Below are 14,827 nucleotides of genomic sequence, written 5' to 3' on the forward strand. Positions count from 1 at the left end.
ACGGCCGCTGCCCGGGCCACGGCCCGAGGGGACGCCGCCGGATCCGGACGGCGAGGGCGCCGGGGGACCGCCTCAGGGCAGTTCCGGCAGGTCCTCCGGGTAGAGCAGGGTCAGGTCCTCCGTGCTCGGGTCCGCCAGCTGGGCGACCCGGCCCGCATGCCGCTCCACCATCGCCTCGAACGTCCCCCGCGCGGTGCGCCCATTGCCGAACGCCGGTCCCTTGGGCAGCTCCGTGAAGTACTTCAGCAGCGCCTCGGAGGCTCCCGGGCCCAGCCGGTACTCATGCTCCTCGACCTGCTGCTCCACGATCCGCAGCAGCTCTCCGGGCCCGTAGTCACCGAAGGTGATGGTGCGCGAGAAGCGGGACGCCACACCGGGGTTGACGGAGAGGAACCGCTCCATCTCCGCCGTATAGCCCGCGACGATCACCACGACCGCCTCCCGGTGGTCCTCCATCAGCTTCACCAGCGTGTCGATCGCCTCACGCCCGAAGTCGCGCCCGGAGTCCTCCGGCGACAGCGCGTATGCCTCGTCGATGAAGAGCACTCCGCCCCGCGCCCGGTCGAAGGCCTCCTGGGTACGGATGGCGGTGGAGCCGATGTGCTCGCCGACCAGGTCGACCCGGGACACCTCGACGAGATGACCCTTCTCCAGCACCCCGAGCGAGGCCAGGATCTCCCCGTAGAGCCGGGCCACCGTGGTCTTGCCGGTGCCGGGCGAGCCCGTGAACACCAGATGGCGCCGCACGGAGGCCGCCTTGAGGCCCGCCTGCTGCCGACGGCGGCCCACCTCGATCATGTCGGTGAGCGCGCGCACCTCGCGCTTGACGCCCTCCAGGCCCACCAGCGCGTCGAGTTCCCCGAGCACGGCCTTCGAGGTGCGCGTCGGCTTCTCCGGCGCCGGGGCGGCCGCAACGACGGGCTCCTGCTCGGTGGAGCGCTGGCCCGGGATGGCGCCCAGCAGGCCGGTCTGCCGGGTCGTCGGCTGCACCGCGGGCTCCTGGGCCACCGCGGGCCGCAGCCCGGCGCTCTCGTCGCTGGTGCAGTCCTCGACGATCGCGGCGCCGCCGGAGGCCCCCGGGCCGCCGTCCGCGAACTCGTAGCCCCCGCGCGAGCACCGCTCCGTGCGGCACTTGCGCAGCGTCGCGCGGCAGCCGTCGATCACATGGAAGCCGTAGCCGCCGCTGTCCGCGACCCGGCAGCTGAGGAAGCTGCCCCGGCCACCCGCGGAGACATAGAAGCCCGCCTCCGCCGACGAGGTCACGGTGCAGCGCTCGATGGTGGGATCGGCGCCCTTGGTGACGATCACGCCCGTCTGGGTGGCGTCGACGGTGCAGCCGGACAGGGTGCCGCCGCTGCCGTGGTCCCGGAACCAGGCGCCCGTCGCCGCCTCCCGGATCCGGCAGTCGTCCAGCTGCGCGGTGGCCCCGTCGCTCACCGACACCGCGGTGTTGCGCACCTGCGTGAGGTCGCTGTCCACCACGTCCACCCGCGAACCGCGGTCGAGGACGAACAGGGCGTCGGGCACGTCGTGCACCCGGCAGCCCTCCAGGACCGCGGTGGCGCCGTCACTGACCCACACCGCCGGATAGTCGCCGGTGGAGTCGAAGATCTCGCACTGGTTGGCGTCCACCCGGGTGCCCGGGTCCCACACCGACAGGCCGTTGCGCCCGAACTGCCGCACCGTGGTGCGGGTGAGCGTCAGCACCGAGCGGGAGCGCAGGTCGACCGCGTTCTCCGGGATGTCGTGGATACGGCAGTCGGCGAGGGTCAGCACCGCGTCGGTGTCCAGCGTGATGCCGTCCGCGGTGGTCCGGTGCACCTCGCAGTCCGTCAGATGCGCGGCGGCCCGGCCGGTGATCTGCACCCCGGAGCCCCGGACCTCGTACACCTCGCAACCGACCGCCTCCAGCGCGGAGTTCTCCCCGGTCGCCGACAGTCCGGCGCCCGAGGTGTGGTGCACCCGGCAGCGCTCCAGCCGGGGATGGGCACCACCGCGGACCGCCACGCCGGACTGGGCGGCCGCCACGACCTCGCACTCCTCGAACACCCCGCCGCCGCCGTCGACGACGGCGATGCCGATCCCCGCCGGGTTGTCGACCGTGCAGCGGCGGACCGTGGGGCGCGCGCCGCCCCGGACCTCTATGCCGGCCGCCGACCGCGTCATGATCCGCACGCCCGTCAGCTCCGGGGTGCCCGCCTCCACGAGCAGCGCGGGCGCGGCGGCGTCCTGGCCCTCGATGTGCAGGTCCTGCACCACGGCGGAGGCCCGCACGGTCAACGGCACACCGTCCACCGGCGCGATCCGCACGGAGCCGGGGGACCCCTCCGGACCGCGCAGCGTCACGGCCCGCTGCACCACCAGGTTCTCCCGGTAGGTGCCGGGAGCGACGGTGAGCACATCGCCATCGCCCGCGGCCTCCAGGGCGGCGGCGAGCGACGGGTACTCACCTGTGCGGCGCCGCCACCGCGAGGTGCCGGTGTGCGTCACCTGGACCGTGCCCTGTGCCATGGCGCTGTTGTGCCCCCACCTCTGTTCACGCGGGATCTCGCGAAGATGCCGGACAGCGGAACAGCCCGGCCCGGTCCACCGTAGCGTGCGCGGACGCGCCTGGTTGACCGGAGTCCGCGGGCCGTCAACTGCCCGCCTCGGTGCGGCCCCAGTCCGGGCCCGTCCTGTTCCACGCCTGGTCCCACAGCGCGTACCGGCGCAGCCGCATGCGCCAGAGGATCAGCAGGCGGCCGCACTCCACGAGGCCCGCTGCTCCCGCCGCCGCGCCGACCCCGGCCAGCAGGGCGTGCGACGTGGCGGTGGCACGGTCCAGCGGGCGGGGGGTTATTCGGCCGTGCTCGTCGGTCCAGATGGCGAACCGGTCGCCCCGGTGCGGGGTTTCGAGGTCGGCCAGGGTCGTGCCCTCGCGGGGGGTGCCGTCGGGGGCGGTCCAGTGGGCGAGTACCCGGCTCTGCGTCCGCCGTGTCGACGGCGAATCGGGATCCTCCAGCGCGGTGAGGCCGAGTGATCTGACGACAGTGGCCGCCACGAGGTGGCGAGTGCGCTGCTCGTCCCGTACCGACCGCTGAAGGGAGTCCTGGGCGGCCGTCCCGATTGCCGCTCCCGCCACCGGCACTACGATCAGGGTCACGACCAGCGCTACCAGGGCCAGCCAGGCCTCGGCCAGGTCGGTCGGACGGCGCAACGGATTGCTCCGCCACCGCCACAGACCACGAATCGCTCGCATCGTCCCGCACCCCCTTCCCGCCCGTCTTAGCGCCCCGGCCACCCCCGTGTGTGCGGAACCGGTGAAGAGAGGTCGATGTCACCCCTCCTTGCGTTCACTGATCCTTCATGAACGTCACCCACGGGCACAACGACCACACAGGCCGCCCCGGTTCCCGCCCGCGGGGCGAATACCGAGGGGTGTGCCCCAGTGAGGGGGTGTGTCCCGGCGAAGGGGGTGCCTCGTCGCGGGGGCCGCGTCTCAGCGCGGAGCCAAGGCCGACCTCAGGCGAGGACCACGACCGGATCGCCCACGCGGATCGTGCCCGGGGTCAACGGCACCAGGTTCTGGCCGAAGATCAGTCGGCCGTCGATGCGCCGATGGCGGCCCAGGGTGCGCAGGGGTTCCTTGCCGCGCTCGGCGGTTTCCTGGTCGGTGGTGGTCACGACGCAGCGCCCGCACATCTTGGCGACCCGGAACTCCACCTCGCCGATCGCGACCCGCTCCCAGTCGTCCTCGTCCCAGGGCGCCGTGCCGGACACGACGACATTCGGCCGGAACCGGTTCATGGGCAGCGGAGCCTCATGGGGGTGGTCCCCCTGGGCGATCAGGGAGTTGAGGGATCGCAGTGAGGCGAGGGTGGTGAGCAGCAGGGGGAAGCCGTCGGCGAGGCTGACGGTCTCGCCCGGCCGTCCGAAGGGCGGCTCGATGGGGCGGCGGTGCGAGGGGTCGTCGAGATGGACGAGGGTCACCCGCTCACCGAGGTACGCGCTGAACCACTCGCTCGCCCCGGAGCCGGCCGGAACGGTCTCGATCTTCTCGCCCGACCACTTCGCGATCGTCGTGCCGAAGGGCTCGGGCACCTCCACGATCAGCTCGTCCCGGCCGGAGGCGGACACCCGGACACCCCCGTCGGGCAGGGTCTCGGCCGTGGCCAGCGCAAGGCGCGGCTGCTCGCGCTGGGTGACCACCTTGCCCGACTCGTCGATGAGCGCCCACCGGCGGTCCCCCGCCAGACCCCACGGCTCCACGACAGCCTGGGGGAGTTGCCGGCCCCGCAGAGCCTTGACGGGATGGACGTGGATCGAGTGCAGCGTCGGCATCGGCATCGGCATGAGGCCATCGTGCCACTGCGCACCGACGGCCTCACGGCGTGACGTGCGTCAGTATCCGCGGTACTGCTGACCGTTGTTGTACGGATCCTGGTAGGGCGCCGGGGCCGGGCGCTGCGCCGCGGGGCGCATCGCCTCGTACCCGCCGGGGGCGGCCATCGGTCGCGGCTGTTGCATCTGCTGCATCTGCTGCGGTCCGGGGTAGCCGCGCGGACCCGTCTGCTGCGGGATGTACGCGGTAGGGGCCTGCTGCATCGGGACGGGCTGCGGAACCTGGGGGTAGCCGTAGGCCGGGACCTGGGGGGACGGAGCGGCCGGCAGGGCCGGAAGCGCCGACGGCAGCGCGGGCAGATTGCTGCCCGGCATGTCGTACGCGGAGGGTACCCGGATCGGCGCGATCTGCGGGGTGCCCCGCTCGGCGACGAGCTTGTCGTAGATCGGAGTGTCCGGGAAGGGCGACGCGGAGTAGTAACCGCCGCCATAGGTGGAGCGGGGGGAGGTCATGGCACATAAGTTAAGCCCACGATGTGCTGGTTGGGGAGACCGATAAGAGGGTTGTTTTCCGTGCCCGGGGTGACGCCGGATCCCCAATGCGAGCGAACGTGGCAAAAAAGGGCAGCAATCGATGTTTGGATCGTGTAAAGGCCGAGTTCCCAAAGGGTTACCGGCGGTTGGCCGCGGGTGTCCGGTGCGGGTGTGAGGTGTTCCGCGCCCGGGAGAATAGGTTGTCCGCAGCGGATACGGCGGACCCGGCCGGACCACTTCCCGGCGGGGCGACAGGTAATGGGGGTGGACATGTCAATGTCAAAGGGATCCAACCTCCCGGTGCCGGCCACGGCCCTGCGCGTCGAATTGAGCCGGAGCTCCGGACCGGGCGTTCCCGACGCGGACGCCTCGGCGCTGCTGCTGGTCGCCGGGAAGGTCCGTACCGACGGCGACTTCGTCTTCTACAACCAGCCGGTCCACGCCTCCGGCGCGGTGCGTCACGACGGCAAGCGGAGTCTGGACGGCCAGGTGACCGACACCCTGCTCGTCGACCTGGCGCGCCTCGAACCCGCGATCGAGACCGTGGTGCTCGCCGCCTCCGCCGACGGCGGGACGTTCGGGGAGGTGCCCGGCCTCTCCATCCGCGTACTCGACGCCGAACGGGGAACGGAGGTGGCGCGCTTCGACCCCACCGCGACCGTGGAGACCGCCTTCGTCCTCGGGGAGTTCTACCGCCGCCAGGGCGCCTGGAAGTTCCGTGCCGTCGGGCAGGGCTACGGCAGCGGTCTGGAGGGCCTCGCCACCGACTACGGAATCACGGTCGACGAGCCGCAGCACACCGCCCCCGGACAGCCTGGCTCCCGACAGCCCGGCCTCCGACAGCCCGAACCCGGGCAGCCCGAACCCCGGCAGCCCGGATCCCGACACCCCGAGCCGCAGCGCCCCGAGCCGTCCGCCGTTGCCGCCGACGCGGGTACCCCGCCGTCCGCCGCCCCGGTCCGCCTCACCAAGGTCACGCTCACCAAGCAGGCGCCCTCCGTCTCGCTGGCCAAGCAGGGCGGCACCTCCGGAGCGCTGCGGGTGAACCTCAACTGGCAGACCCGGAGCCAGTTCCCGGGCTGGGGGAAACGCGGCCGGGCCGCGGACCCGCACGCCACCCTCGACCTGGACCTGTGCGCGCTCTACGAGCTGTCCGACGGCAGCAAGGGGGCCGTCCAGGCCCTCGGCAACGCCTTCGGCTCCTTGCACCGGCCGCCGTACATCCATCTCGACGGCGACGACCGCACCGGCGGTGGCGAGTCCGGCGAGAACCTCACCGTCAACCTCGACCACACGCAGAGCTTCCGACGCATCCTCATCTTCGTCACCATCTACGAGGGCGCCCGCTCCTTCGCCGATCTGCACGCCACGGTGACGCTCCGGCCGCAGCACGGCGCACCCGTCGAGTTCTCCCTCGACGAGTGCACGGTGCCCTCGACGGTGTGCGCCCTCGCTCTCATCACCCACACCGGCGGCGAACTGGTCGTCCGGCGCGAGGCCCGCTATCTGGTGCCCGAGCGCGGCGTGAGCCCCCAGCGCACGATCGACGCCGCCTACGGGTGGGGCATGAACTGGACCCCCGGCAGAAAGTGACCCCACCGCCCGCCGCCCCGGCGGGCGGCCCGCTCACCCCTCCTCAAGTGCCGCGTCGGGCCTGGCATAGGTGCGGCCCTTCCAGGCCGCGCCGCGCCCCCGGTGGTGCTGTAACGCCGAATCGACCGTCATCAGCAGATAGAGGAAGGCGGTGACCGGAAGCAGCACCGCCAGCCACACCGGCTGCCGGTAGTGGCGCAGCATCGGGATGTACGTCACCGTCATCACCAGCTTCGCCAGGCCCCCGACCACCATCGCGGTGGTGACCCCGCTCACCAGGCCCGCCACGATGGTCAGGGACGGCACCAGATACACCAGGGTGAGCCCCAGCACCGTGCCCACGAGCAGCAGCGGGCTGTGCCTCAGCTGCGCGTAGGCGCTGCGCGAGACCATCCGCCACAGGTCGCGCAGATGCGGATAGGGGCGCACGCTTTCGACCCGTTCGGCCAGCCCCAGCCAGATGTGGCCGCCCCCGGCCTTGACCGCGCGTGCCAGCGCCACATCGTCGATCACGGCCCCCCGGATGGCGTCGGGGATCCGTGCCCGCTCGGCCGCCTCGGCCCGCAGCAGCACACAACCGCCCGCGGCCGCCGCCGTCCGTGCCCCGCGCACCGCGATCCACCGGAAGGGATACAGCTGCGCGAAGAAGTAGACGAAGGCGGGCACGACCAGCCGCTCCCAGACGCTGTCCACCCGCAGCCGGGCCATCTGCGAGACCAGATCGAAGCCGCCGGTGCGCGCGGCCGCCACCAGCTCCCGCAGACTGTCGGGCGCATGCGCGATGTCGGCGTCCGTCAGCAGTAGATACTCCGGATCGCGCGCGCGTGCGAGAGAGATGCCGTGCCGCACGGCCCACAGCTTGCCCGTCCAGCCCGCGGGCGGCTCACCGGGCGAGGCGACCGTGAGCGGCAGCCCCCCGTGCCGCTCGGCCAGCGCCCGGGCCAGTTCTCCGGTGCCGTCCGAACTGCCGTCGTCGATCAGAAAGACCTCGGCCCGGCCGGGATAGTCCTGCGCGAGCAGCGACGGAAGGCTGTGCGGCAGGACGGCGGCCTCGTCCCGGGCCGGTACGACCACACAGACGGACGGCCACGACTCCGGCTCCCGGCGCGGGGGCAGCCGTAGATCCGTGCGCCAGAAGAAGCCCTGGCCGAACAGCAGCCACAGCCAGGAGAGCAGTGACACGACGGCGATCCACACAAGGGCAGTCACCCGTCGCAGTCTGCCCCACGAAGGGGCCCGTCGAGGCTCATCGACTATGGTTGCGGGGTGAAGATCGCGCTGATGGACTCCGGAATCGGACTGCTGCCGGCTGCCGCGGCGATGCGGCGTCTGCGGCCCGACGCAGATCTCGTGCTCTCACTGGACCCCGAGGGGATGCCCTGGGGACCGCGCACTCCCGAGGACCTGACCCGGCGGGCCCTGGCCGTCGCCGAGGCCGCCGCCGCGCTGCGGCCCGACGCCCTGATCGTCGGCTGCAACACCGCGTCCGTGCACGCCCTGCCCGCCCTGCGCACCCTGCTGGAGCCCGGAGTGCCGGTCATCGGCACGGTTCCCGCGATCAAGCCCGCCGCTGCGGGCGGCGGACCGGTCGCCATCTGGGCGACGCCCGCCACCACCGGAAGCCCCTACCAGCGCGGTCTGATCCGGGACTTCGCGGACGGCGTCGACGTTGCCGAGGTCCCGTGTCCCGGACTCGCGGACGCCGTGGAGAAGGCGGACGAGGCGGCGATCGACGCGGCCATCGCGGCGGCCGCCGCACGCACCCCGGCCGAGGTGACGACCCTGGTCCTCGGCTGCACCCACTACGAGCTGGTCGCCGAACGGATCCGCGCCGCCGTGCAGCAGCCCGGCCGCCCGCCGCTGGTGCTGCACGGTTCCGCGGGCGCGGTCGCCGCACAGGCGCTGCGCCGCCTCGGCGCGGACGTGACTCCCGGGGTCACCGCGGCCGCCCAGGTCACCGTGCTGCTCAGCGGCCGCGAGGGCGCACTGCCGCCCGCGGCGCTGGCCTACGACGAGGGCAGGCTCCTCCAGGCGGTCCGTACGGGCGGGTGAGGACCGGCCCCCGGGCCGCACGTCCGACCGCCGCGCCTTCCGGGCCGGTGACGCTGTGCGACGCCATGCCTGTGCTCCGAAACATGGGTACCCTCAAGGGCATGAGGGACCACCCCGACGGTGACCGGGCCTCGCAGTCCGAGATCTGGACCGGACGCGCCACGAACCGCGTCCAGTGGCTCGCCGCGCTCGGCGGTGCCGCCTGCCTGGGACTGGGGGTCGAACTCGCCGTCGACTCGGCCTGGTCCTCCGGTGTCGTCCCGCTGGTCATGTCGGTCGTGGGCTGTATCGCGGCCGGTCTCCTCGTTCTCTTCGGCACGCTGGCGTTCGTGCATGTCGCCGTCAAGGTGGACAGGGAATGCCTGGAGGTGCGCTGCGGCCACATCGGACTGCCGCGCCGCCGCATCCCCCTCTCCCTCGTCGCCGGGGCCGACTTCGCCCCCCGGGTGACCCCGCGCCAGTGGGGCGGCTGGGGCTATCGCTGGCGGCCCGAGAAGGGCACCGCCGTCGTCGTACGGCGCGGAGAGGGTGTGGTGCTGCGCCTGTGGGACGGCCACACCTTCACGATCACCGTGGACAACGCGGAATCCGCGGTACGGGTCATCCGCGCCCGGCTCCAGCGGAGCCTGCCGGGCCCCACGCACTGACCACATCGGTCCGCCGGCCCCCTTCTCCTTCTCCTCCTCTTTCTTTACTGCTGCGCCGGTGACCTCTTTCTCTGCTGCTGCGTCCGTGGGCAGAAACGTTGCGGCAGAAAGGTAGGAACAAAACGGGCGAAAGGGTGATGAAGGCCACGTGCTTCGGGGCGGGCCCGAGCTGTCCGGCCCTTGGTCACCGGCCGTACACTCACCCGGGTGACCGTCACCGCAACTCCCGTGGACGAGCCGGAACAGCTCGAACCCCAGGCCGCACCCGCACCCCGTGGTGTCCGCCGGGCGCAGCGCCTGATTCCGGCCGCCGCAGCCGCCCTCGCCGGAGTACTGCTCTACGTCAGCTTTCCGCCCCGGCATCTGTGGTGGCTCGCCCTCCCGGCCTTCGCCCTCTTCGGCTGGGTCCTGCGCGGCCGCACCTGGAAGGCGGCCCTGGGCCTCGGCTACCTGTTCGGCCTGGGCTTTCTGCTGCCGCTGCTGGTGTGGACCGGCGTGGAGGTGGGCGCCGGTCCATGGCTCGCGCTCGTCGTGGTGGAGGCCGTCTTCGTCGCGCTCGTCGGTGCGGGCATCGCGTGGGTCTCCCGGCTGCCCGCCTGGCCGGTGTGGGCGGCCGCCGTGTGGATCGCGGGAGAGGCGGTCCGCGCCCGGGCGCCCTTCGGCGGCTTCCCCTGGGGAAAGGTCGCCTTCGGCCAGGCGGACGGCGTCTTCCTGCCGCTCGCCGCGGTGGGCGGCACCCCGGTGCTCGGCTTCGCCGTCGTCCTGTGCGGATTCGGTCTCTGCGAGATCCTGCGCCTCGTCCTGGAGAGCAGGCGCCATGCGGGCGCCCTGCGACGCGGAGCGGCCGTCGCCGCCCTGCTGAGCGTCGCCGCCCCCGTGGCCGGAGCCGTCGCCGCGCGCTCCCTGGTCAGCGACAAGGCCGAGGACGGCACCACGACCGTCGCCGTCATCCAGGGCAATGTGCCGCGCTCGGGCCTCGAGTTCAACGCCCAGCGGCGTGCCGTGCTCGACTACCACGTACGCGAGACCGAGCGCCTGGCCGAGCGGGTGCGGGCGGGCCGGGTGGCGCGGCCGGACCTGGTGCTGTGGCCGGAGAACTCCTCCGACATCGACCCCTTCGCCAACCCCGACGCCGCCGCCGTGATCAGCGGCGCGGCCCAGGCGATCGGCGCGCCCATCTCGGTGGGCGGTGTCGTCGAGCGCGGCGGCAAGCTCTACAACGAGCAGATCCTGTGGGACCCGGAGAAGGGCCCCGTCGACACCTACGACAAGCGGCAGATCCAGCCGTTCGGCGAGTACCTCCCGCTGCGCTCGCTGCTCGGCGACATCAACAAGAACTGGACGTCCATGGTGCGCCAGGACTTCAGCCGCGGACACAAGCCGGGCGTCTTCACCATGGCGAACGCCAAGGTCGGCCTGGTCACCTGCTATGAGGCCGCCTTCGACTGGACGGTGCGCTCCACCGTCACCGACGGCGCCCAGCTCATCTCGGTCCCCAGCAACAACGCCACCTTCGACCGCAGCGAGATGACCTACCAGCAGCTCGCCATGTCCCGGGTGCGCGCCGTCGAACACAGCCGGACTGTCACCGTCCCGGTGACCAGCGGTGTCAGCGCCGTCATCATGCCGGACGGCAGGATCACCCAGCGGACCGGCATGTTCGTGGCCGACTCACTCGTCCAGAAGGTGCCGCTGCGCTCCTCGCAGACCCCCGCCACGCGGATGGGCACCCTGCCCGAGGCGGCGCTCGTGCTGCTGGCGGCCGCCGGGCTCGGCTGGGCCGCGGCATCGGCGGCGCGCGGCCGCCGCACCCGCACCGCCCAGGACGGCGGTGTCCAGGACGGCGGCACCCGGGGCGTCGGCGCCCAGGACCAGGAGGTCTCGGAGGACGCCCGATAGGGTTCCCGTATGGCTACTCCGGAATTCATCAGGACCCTGCGCGCCTCCGCGGGCCATCAGCTGCTCTGGCTTCCCGGAGTCACCGCCGTGGTCTTCGACGACGACGGCAGGGTCCTGCTGGGGCGCCGGGCCGACAACGGGCAGTGGTCGGTGATCGGCGGCATACCGGAACCGGGGGAGCAGCCCGCCGCCTGCGCGGTACGCGAGGTGTACGAGGAGACGGCGGTCCGGTGCGTCGCCGAACGCGTCGTCCTCGTCCAGGCATTGACCCCGGTGACCTACGCCAACGGGGACACCTGCCAGTACATGGACATCACCTTCCGCTGCCGCGCCGTGGGCGGCGAGGCGCGGGTCAACGACGACGAGTCGCTGGACGTGGGCTGGTTCGCGGTGGACGCGCTGCCGGACCTCAACGAGTTCGGGCTGCTGCGCATCAAGCAGGCGCTGTCGGACGCTCCCACCTGGTTCGATCCCACACAGCCGCTGAATACCCCGGATCCGCTGTAAAACAAGGGGGTTGACCCCATGCCGGATGGCGGTGCCGCTGCCTAGGCTGACCGTATGACCGTCTTCCGCCCCCTCCCGGCTTCCGATGCCCCCTCCCTCGACCTCGACGGCCGGACCGCCCTGGTCACCGGTGCCGCAGGCGGCATCGGCCGTGCCTGCGCGCTGCGCCTCGCGGCCGCCGGGGCCAAGGTCAGAGCGGTGGACCGGGACCCGGCCGGGCTCGACGCGCTCACCGACGCGGCCGCCGGTCTGCCCGGCGCCGTCGAGTCCCACGTCCTCGACCTCACCGACCTGGACGCGGCCGAAGCCGCCGCCTCGGGCACGGATGTCCTGGTCAACAATGCCGGGCTCCAACTGGTGCGCCCCCTGGAGGAGTTCCCGCCCGAGGTCTTCCACACCGTCCTCACGGTGATGCTGGAGGCGCCCTTTCGGCTGATCCGCGGCGCCCTGCCCCATATGTACGGGCAGGGCTGGGGCCGTATCGTCAACATCTCGTCGGTGCACGGACTGCGCGCCTCCGCCTTCAAGTCGGCGTATGTCGCCGCCAAGCACGGGCTCGAAGGGCTCTCCAAGACCGCGGCCCTGGAAGGCGCCCCCCACGGTGTCACCTCGAACTGCGTGAACCCGGCCTATGTCCGCACGCCTCTCGTGGAGAAGCAGCTCGCGGACCAGGCGCAGGCGCACGGGATATCCGAGGAGCGTGTGCTGTCCGAGGTGCTGCTCCAGGACACGGCCGTCAAGCGGCTCATCGAACCGGAGGAGGTCGCCGAGGCCGTGGCCTATCTGTGCGGCCCAGCGGCATCCTTCATCACCGGTACCTCACTGGTCCTCGACGGCGGCTGGACGGCCCACTGAGTCACACCTCCACGTGGGCCACGTGGGCGGGCCGCGACGAGAGGATGCGCCGGAGGGCCGCCCGCAGTTCCGTGTCGTCGGCGGGCGGCTTCGGCGCCTGCCAGGCGATATGGGCGTCGGGACGGACCAGGAGGGCTCCGGTCGCGGCGACACCGAACCTTTCCGTCCAGTCCTCCCTGCTCCACGGGGTCGGGGTCCGTTGGCCGGAGTCCGCCGGTGACCTCAGGACGACGGGCAGACCGGCTGCCCGCGCGGTGTCCGCCTGCCGCTGCCAGTCGGCGTCGGGCGTACGGGTGAGCAGGGTGAAGCCGCGGCCGACGAGGTCCAGCGTGGAGGTTCCGGGGGCGCTGGCGATCCGCAGGTGGGGGAGGCGCGTTCCCGGCCCGCTGCCGGGGTGCTCGTTCTCCGGGTCCAGCGGCGGACGCTCAGCGGTGTCGGTGTCGGTGTCGGTGTCGGTGTCGGTGTCGGTGTCGGTGAGGACCGCGGTGGAGCGGTAGGCCGCGGTGAGCAGCAGTTGGTCGTCGATCCGGTAGCTGGTGCGGGCGCGGGAGTTGGCCAGGGACAGGTCGATGACCTGCCGGGCGACGGGACGGCGTTCAGCCTGGTAGGTGTCGAGCAGTTGCTCACCGGCCGTTCCCGCAGTGACCAGGGCGAGCTTCCAGGCCAGGTTGTCCGCGTCGCCGATTCCGGTGTTCATGCCGTGCCCGCCGGTCGGGGGTGCCACATGGGCCGCGTCGCCCGCTATCAGCACCCGTGATCTGCGGTAGGCCGTGGCGAGTCGGGCGTCCATGCGCCAGGTCATGGTGTCGCGGACGGTGACGTCGAGGTGGGGCAGGCCCGCCGCTTCCCGGACCAGGCGGGCCAGTTGGCGCCGGTCGGCCGACAGCTCCTCGATGTCGTCGCGCCCGGGGTCGTAGGGGTGCTGGTAGATCCAGTGCCGGTCGTTGTCGACGGCCAGGAAGCCGCCCCGTCCCGGCTCGGTGAGGAAGTACGACGCGCTGGCCCGGTCCGCCACGACCTCTCCGAGCGGAGCCTCGAACCGGACGCTGAGGAAGTGGCCCAGGCCGGTGGGCCCCTCCATCGCGATCCCGGCCCCGGAACGGACGGCGCTCGCCGCGCCGTCGCAGCCGACCAGCCACTCGGTGCGCACGGTGTGCCGCTCGCCGGTGGTCCGGTCCTCCAGTTCCGCGCGCACGCCGTCCCCGTCCTCGGCGAAGGAGAGCAACCGGGTGTTGAACGCGAGGGCGTCCGGCGCGAGTTCACGGGCACGTCGCAGCAGTACGGTCTCCAGCGCGTCCTGGGGGCAGATCAGTCCCGGCGACGGGGTGTACTCGGGGCTCTGCTCCGGATCGGCCGACAGCCCGGTGCGGACGAAGTCCGGGTCGACAAGGGTCCGGCCGCGGTAGAAGAAGACCTGCGAGGCGGGAAGTCCGGCCTGCCGGATGTCCTCCTCCAGGCCGCAACTCCGGAAGATCTCCATGGAACGCGCCGACACTCCACGGGCCTTGGGATGCCGCGAGACACCCGGATGCGCTTCGACGAGCAGATGGCGCACACCGTACTCGGACAGCAGAAGCGACAAGGTCAGACCGACCGGGCCGCCGCCGACGATCAGTACGGGTGTCGCTGCCGGACATCGCATGACCACTCCTCCGTAACGCCAAGCTAGTTTTTTTGAAGTTACCATGGGTGGCGATCGATCAGGAAAGGAGGGCCCCATGGCCCAGGACACCGGTGGCAACCCCCGAGGCCTCTACTTCCTCACCGACCTCGCGAACACCGTCCGCGACGACCCCGAAGCGGCCGCGGCCGACCTCCAGGCCATCCTGGAACGCCACGGCGGCCCCGCCTTCCAACTGACCGACACCGACGCCCGGGAACTCCGCGAGGCCACCGCCCACCTGATCGCCATCCTCACCACCCACGACCCGGACGAGGCGGCCGAGGCAATCAACACCCTGCTCGACCGCTACCCGGCCCGCCCCCGCCTCGTCCGCCTGCCTGACCGCCCCTGGTCACTGCACACCCAGCCGCCCCCCACCGCAGACCTCACCCACTGGCTCCTCTCCACCAGCGCCCTCGCTCTCGCCCTGTGGCTCAGCGAACGCGGCACCTGTGCCTGGGGCGAGTGCGCCGCGCCCGACTGCGACCACTTCTTCATCGACACCGGCCGCCGCACTCCGCAACGCTTCTGCACCCCGCGCTGCGCCACCCGCGTCCGCGTCGCCGCCCACCGAGCCCACCACGCGACCGGCTGACCCGGCCGCCGTAGAAGGCTCCCGGCAGAACCCCAGGGTTTTTCCCCGGTCCGCCGATGCGCCGGCCGCGCGAGTCTTGCGGGAACACGACGGCACCTTCACACGGGACACAGGATGAGGCTTGTACGGCGAGGCGCGGACCTCGGACGCTCGGACGGGAGG

The 14,827-nt window shown here is 72.3% G+C and carries 13 protein-coding genes; 7 read left to right on the plus strand and 6 right to left on the minus strand.

Features of this window, described 5'->3' with window-relative positions:
• Nucleotides 1-72: 72 nt before the first annotated feature.
• The 4 genes from ACIHAA_RS05275 to ACIHAA_RS05290 all read right to left on the minus strand — a co-directional run bounded on the left by ACIHAA_RS05275 (nt 73) and on the right by ACIHAA_RS05290 (nt 4,833).
• Nucleotides 73-2,511: a right-handed parallel beta-helix repeat-containing protein gene (locus tag ACIHAA_RS05275; RefSeq protein ID WP_399813330.1), complete on the minus strand. Its 2,439-nt coding sequence runs from the start codon at nt 2,509-2,511 to the stop codon at nt 73-75.
• Nucleotides 2,512-2,635: 124 nt separating this feature from the next.
• Nucleotides 2,636-3,238: a hypothetical protein gene (locus ACIHAA_RS05280; RefSeq protein ID WP_399813333.1), complete on the minus strand. Its 603-nt coding sequence runs from the start codon at nt 3,236-3,238 to the stop codon at nt 2,636-2,638.
• A 263-nt stretch (nt 3,239-3,501) separates the two neighbouring features.
• The gene (locus ACIHAA_RS05285) at nt 3,502-4,326 is read right to left on the minus strand and encodes an MOSC domain-containing protein (RefSeq protein WP_399813738.1); all 825 of its coding nucleotides are present in this window, start codon (nt 4,324-4,326) and stop codon (nt 3,502-3,504) included.
• Nucleotides 4,327-4,380: 54 nt separating this feature from the next.
• Nucleotides 4,381-4,833, minus strand: coding sequence for a DUF6643 family protein (locus ACIHAA_RS05290; protein ID WP_399813336.1), 453 nt, complete (start codon nt 4,831-4,833; stop codon nt 4,381-4,383).
• Nucleotides 4,834-5,124: 291 nt separating this feature from the next.
• On the opposite strand from ACIHAA_RS05290, the gene ACIHAA_RS05295 reads away from it, so the two are divergent.
• Nucleotides 5,125-6,447, plus strand: a complete 1,323-nt coding sequence (locus ACIHAA_RS05295; RefSeq protein ID WP_399813338.1) for a TerD family protein — start codon at nt 5,125-5,127, stop codon at nt 6,445-6,447.
• Between the two features lie 33 nt (nt 6,448-6,480).
• Here ACIHAA_RS05295 and ACIHAA_RS05300 read toward each other — a convergent pair whose 3' ends face one another.
• Nucleotides 6,481-7,656: a glycosyltransferase gene (locus tag ACIHAA_RS05300; protein ID WP_399813341.1), complete on the minus strand. Its 1,176-nt coding sequence runs from the start codon at nt 7,654-7,656 to the stop codon at nt 6,481-6,483.
• 57 nt (nt 7,657-7,713) lie between these two features.
• Between ACIHAA_RS05300 and ACIHAA_RS05305 the strand changes: the two genes are divergently transcribed.
• The 5 genes from ACIHAA_RS05305 (at nt 7,714) to ACIHAA_RS05325 (ending at nt 12,407) form a co-directional block, all read left to right on the plus strand.
• Nucleotides 7,714-8,499: a glutamate racemase gene (locus ACIHAA_RS05305; protein ID WP_399813344.1), complete on the plus strand. Its 786-nt coding sequence runs from the start codon at nt 7,714-7,716 to the stop codon at nt 8,497-8,499.
• 101 nt (nt 8,500-8,600) lie between these two features.
• A complete protein-coding gene (locus tag ACIHAA_RS05310; protein ID WP_399813347.1) occupies nt 8,601-9,146 on the plus strand; it encodes a hypothetical protein in 546 nt (181 codons plus the stop codon).
• Between the two features lie 207 nt (nt 9,147-9,353).
• Nucleotides 9,354-11,045 carry an apolipoprotein N-acyltransferase gene (gene lnt / locus ACIHAA_RS05315; RefSeq protein ID WP_399813349.1) on the plus strand — a complete coding sequence of 564 codons (1,692 nt, stop codon included), beginning with the start codon at nt 9,354-9,356 and terminating at the stop codon, nt 11,043-11,045.
• Nucleotides 11,046-11,054: 9 nt separating this feature from the next.
• Complete coding sequence (locus tag ACIHAA_RS05320; protein WP_399813352.1) at nt 11,055-11,552, plus strand: NUDIX hydrolase; 498 nt, start codon at nt 11,055-11,057, stop codon at nt 11,550-11,552.
• Nucleotides 11,553-11,606: 54 nt separating this feature from the next.
• Nucleotides 11,607-12,407 carry a 3-hydroxybutyrate dehydrogenase gene (locus ACIHAA_RS05325; RefSeq protein ID WP_399813355.1) on the plus strand — a complete coding sequence of 267 codons (801 nt, stop codon included), beginning with the start codon at nt 11,607-11,609 and terminating at the stop codon, nt 12,405-12,407.
• Between the two features lies 1 nt (nt 12,408).
• Here ACIHAA_RS05325 and ACIHAA_RS05330 read toward each other — a convergent pair whose 3' ends face one another.
• The gene (locus ACIHAA_RS05330; RefSeq protein ID WP_399813358.1) at nt 12,409-14,049 is read right to left on the minus strand and encodes an FAD-dependent monooxygenase; all 1,641 of its coding nucleotides are present in this window, start codon (nt 14,047-14,049) and stop codon (nt 12,409-12,411) included.
• Nucleotides 14,050-14,125: 76 nt separating this feature from the next.
• Between ACIHAA_RS05330 and ACIHAA_RS05335 the strand changes: the two genes are divergently transcribed.
• Nucleotides 14,126-14,665 carry a CGNR zinc finger domain-containing protein gene (locus tag ACIHAA_RS05335; RefSeq protein ID WP_399813362.1) on the plus strand — a complete coding sequence of 180 codons (540 nt, stop codon included), beginning with the start codon at nt 14,126-14,128 and terminating at the stop codon, nt 14,663-14,665.
• Nucleotides 14,666-14,827 lie beyond the last annotated feature (162 nt).

This window comes from Streptomyces sp. NPDC052040, from assembly GCF_044548405.1.
Taxonomy (GTDB): domain Bacteria; phylum Actinomycetota; class Actinomycetes; order Streptomycetales; family Streptomycetaceae; genus Streptomyces.

Excerpts from the sequence above, each read along its gene's own strand:
- ACIHAA_RS05320 (WP_399813352.1), top strand. The coding sequence starts at position 11,055 with ATGGCTACTCCGGAATTCATCAGGACCCTGCGCGCCTCCGCGGGCCAT.
- ACIHAA_RS05280 (WP_399813333.1), bottom strand. The coding sequence starts at position 3,238 with ATGCGAGCGATTCGTGGTCTGTGGCGGTGGCGGAGCAATCCGTTGCGC.
- ACIHAA_RS05310 (WP_399813347.1), top strand. The coding sequence starts at position 8,601 with ATGAGGGACCACCCCGACGGTGACCGGGCCTCGCAGTCCGAGATCTGG.
- ACIHAA_RS05325 (WP_399813355.1), top strand. The coding sequence starts at position 11,607 with ATGACCGTCTTCCGCCCCCTCCCGGCTTCCGATGCCCCCTCCCTCGAC.
- ACIHAA_RS05275 (WP_399813330.1), bottom strand. The coding sequence starts at position 2,511 with ATGGCACAGGGCACGGTCCAGGTGACGCACACCGGCACCTCGCGGTGG.
- ACIHAA_RS05290 (WP_399813336.1), bottom strand. The coding sequence starts at position 4,833 with ATGACCTCCCCCCGCTCCACCTATGGCGGCGGTTACTACTCCGCGTCG.
- ACIHAA_RS05335 (WP_399813362.1), top strand. The coding sequence starts at position 14,126 with ATGGCCCAGGACACCGGTGGCAACCCCCGAGGCCTCTACTTCCTCACC.
- ACIHAA_RS05295 (WP_399813338.1), top strand. The coding sequence starts at position 5,125 with ATGTCAATGTCAAAGGGATCCAACCTCCCGGTGCCGGCCACGGCCCTG.
- ACIHAA_RS05285 (WP_399813738.1), bottom strand. The coding sequence starts at position 4,326 with ATGCCGATGCCGACGCTGCACTCGATCCACGTCCATCCCGTCAAGGCT.
- ACIHAA_RS05330 (WP_399813358.1), bottom strand. The coding sequence starts at position 14,049 with ATGCGATGTCCGGCAGCGACACCCGTACTGATCGTCGGCGGCGGCCCG.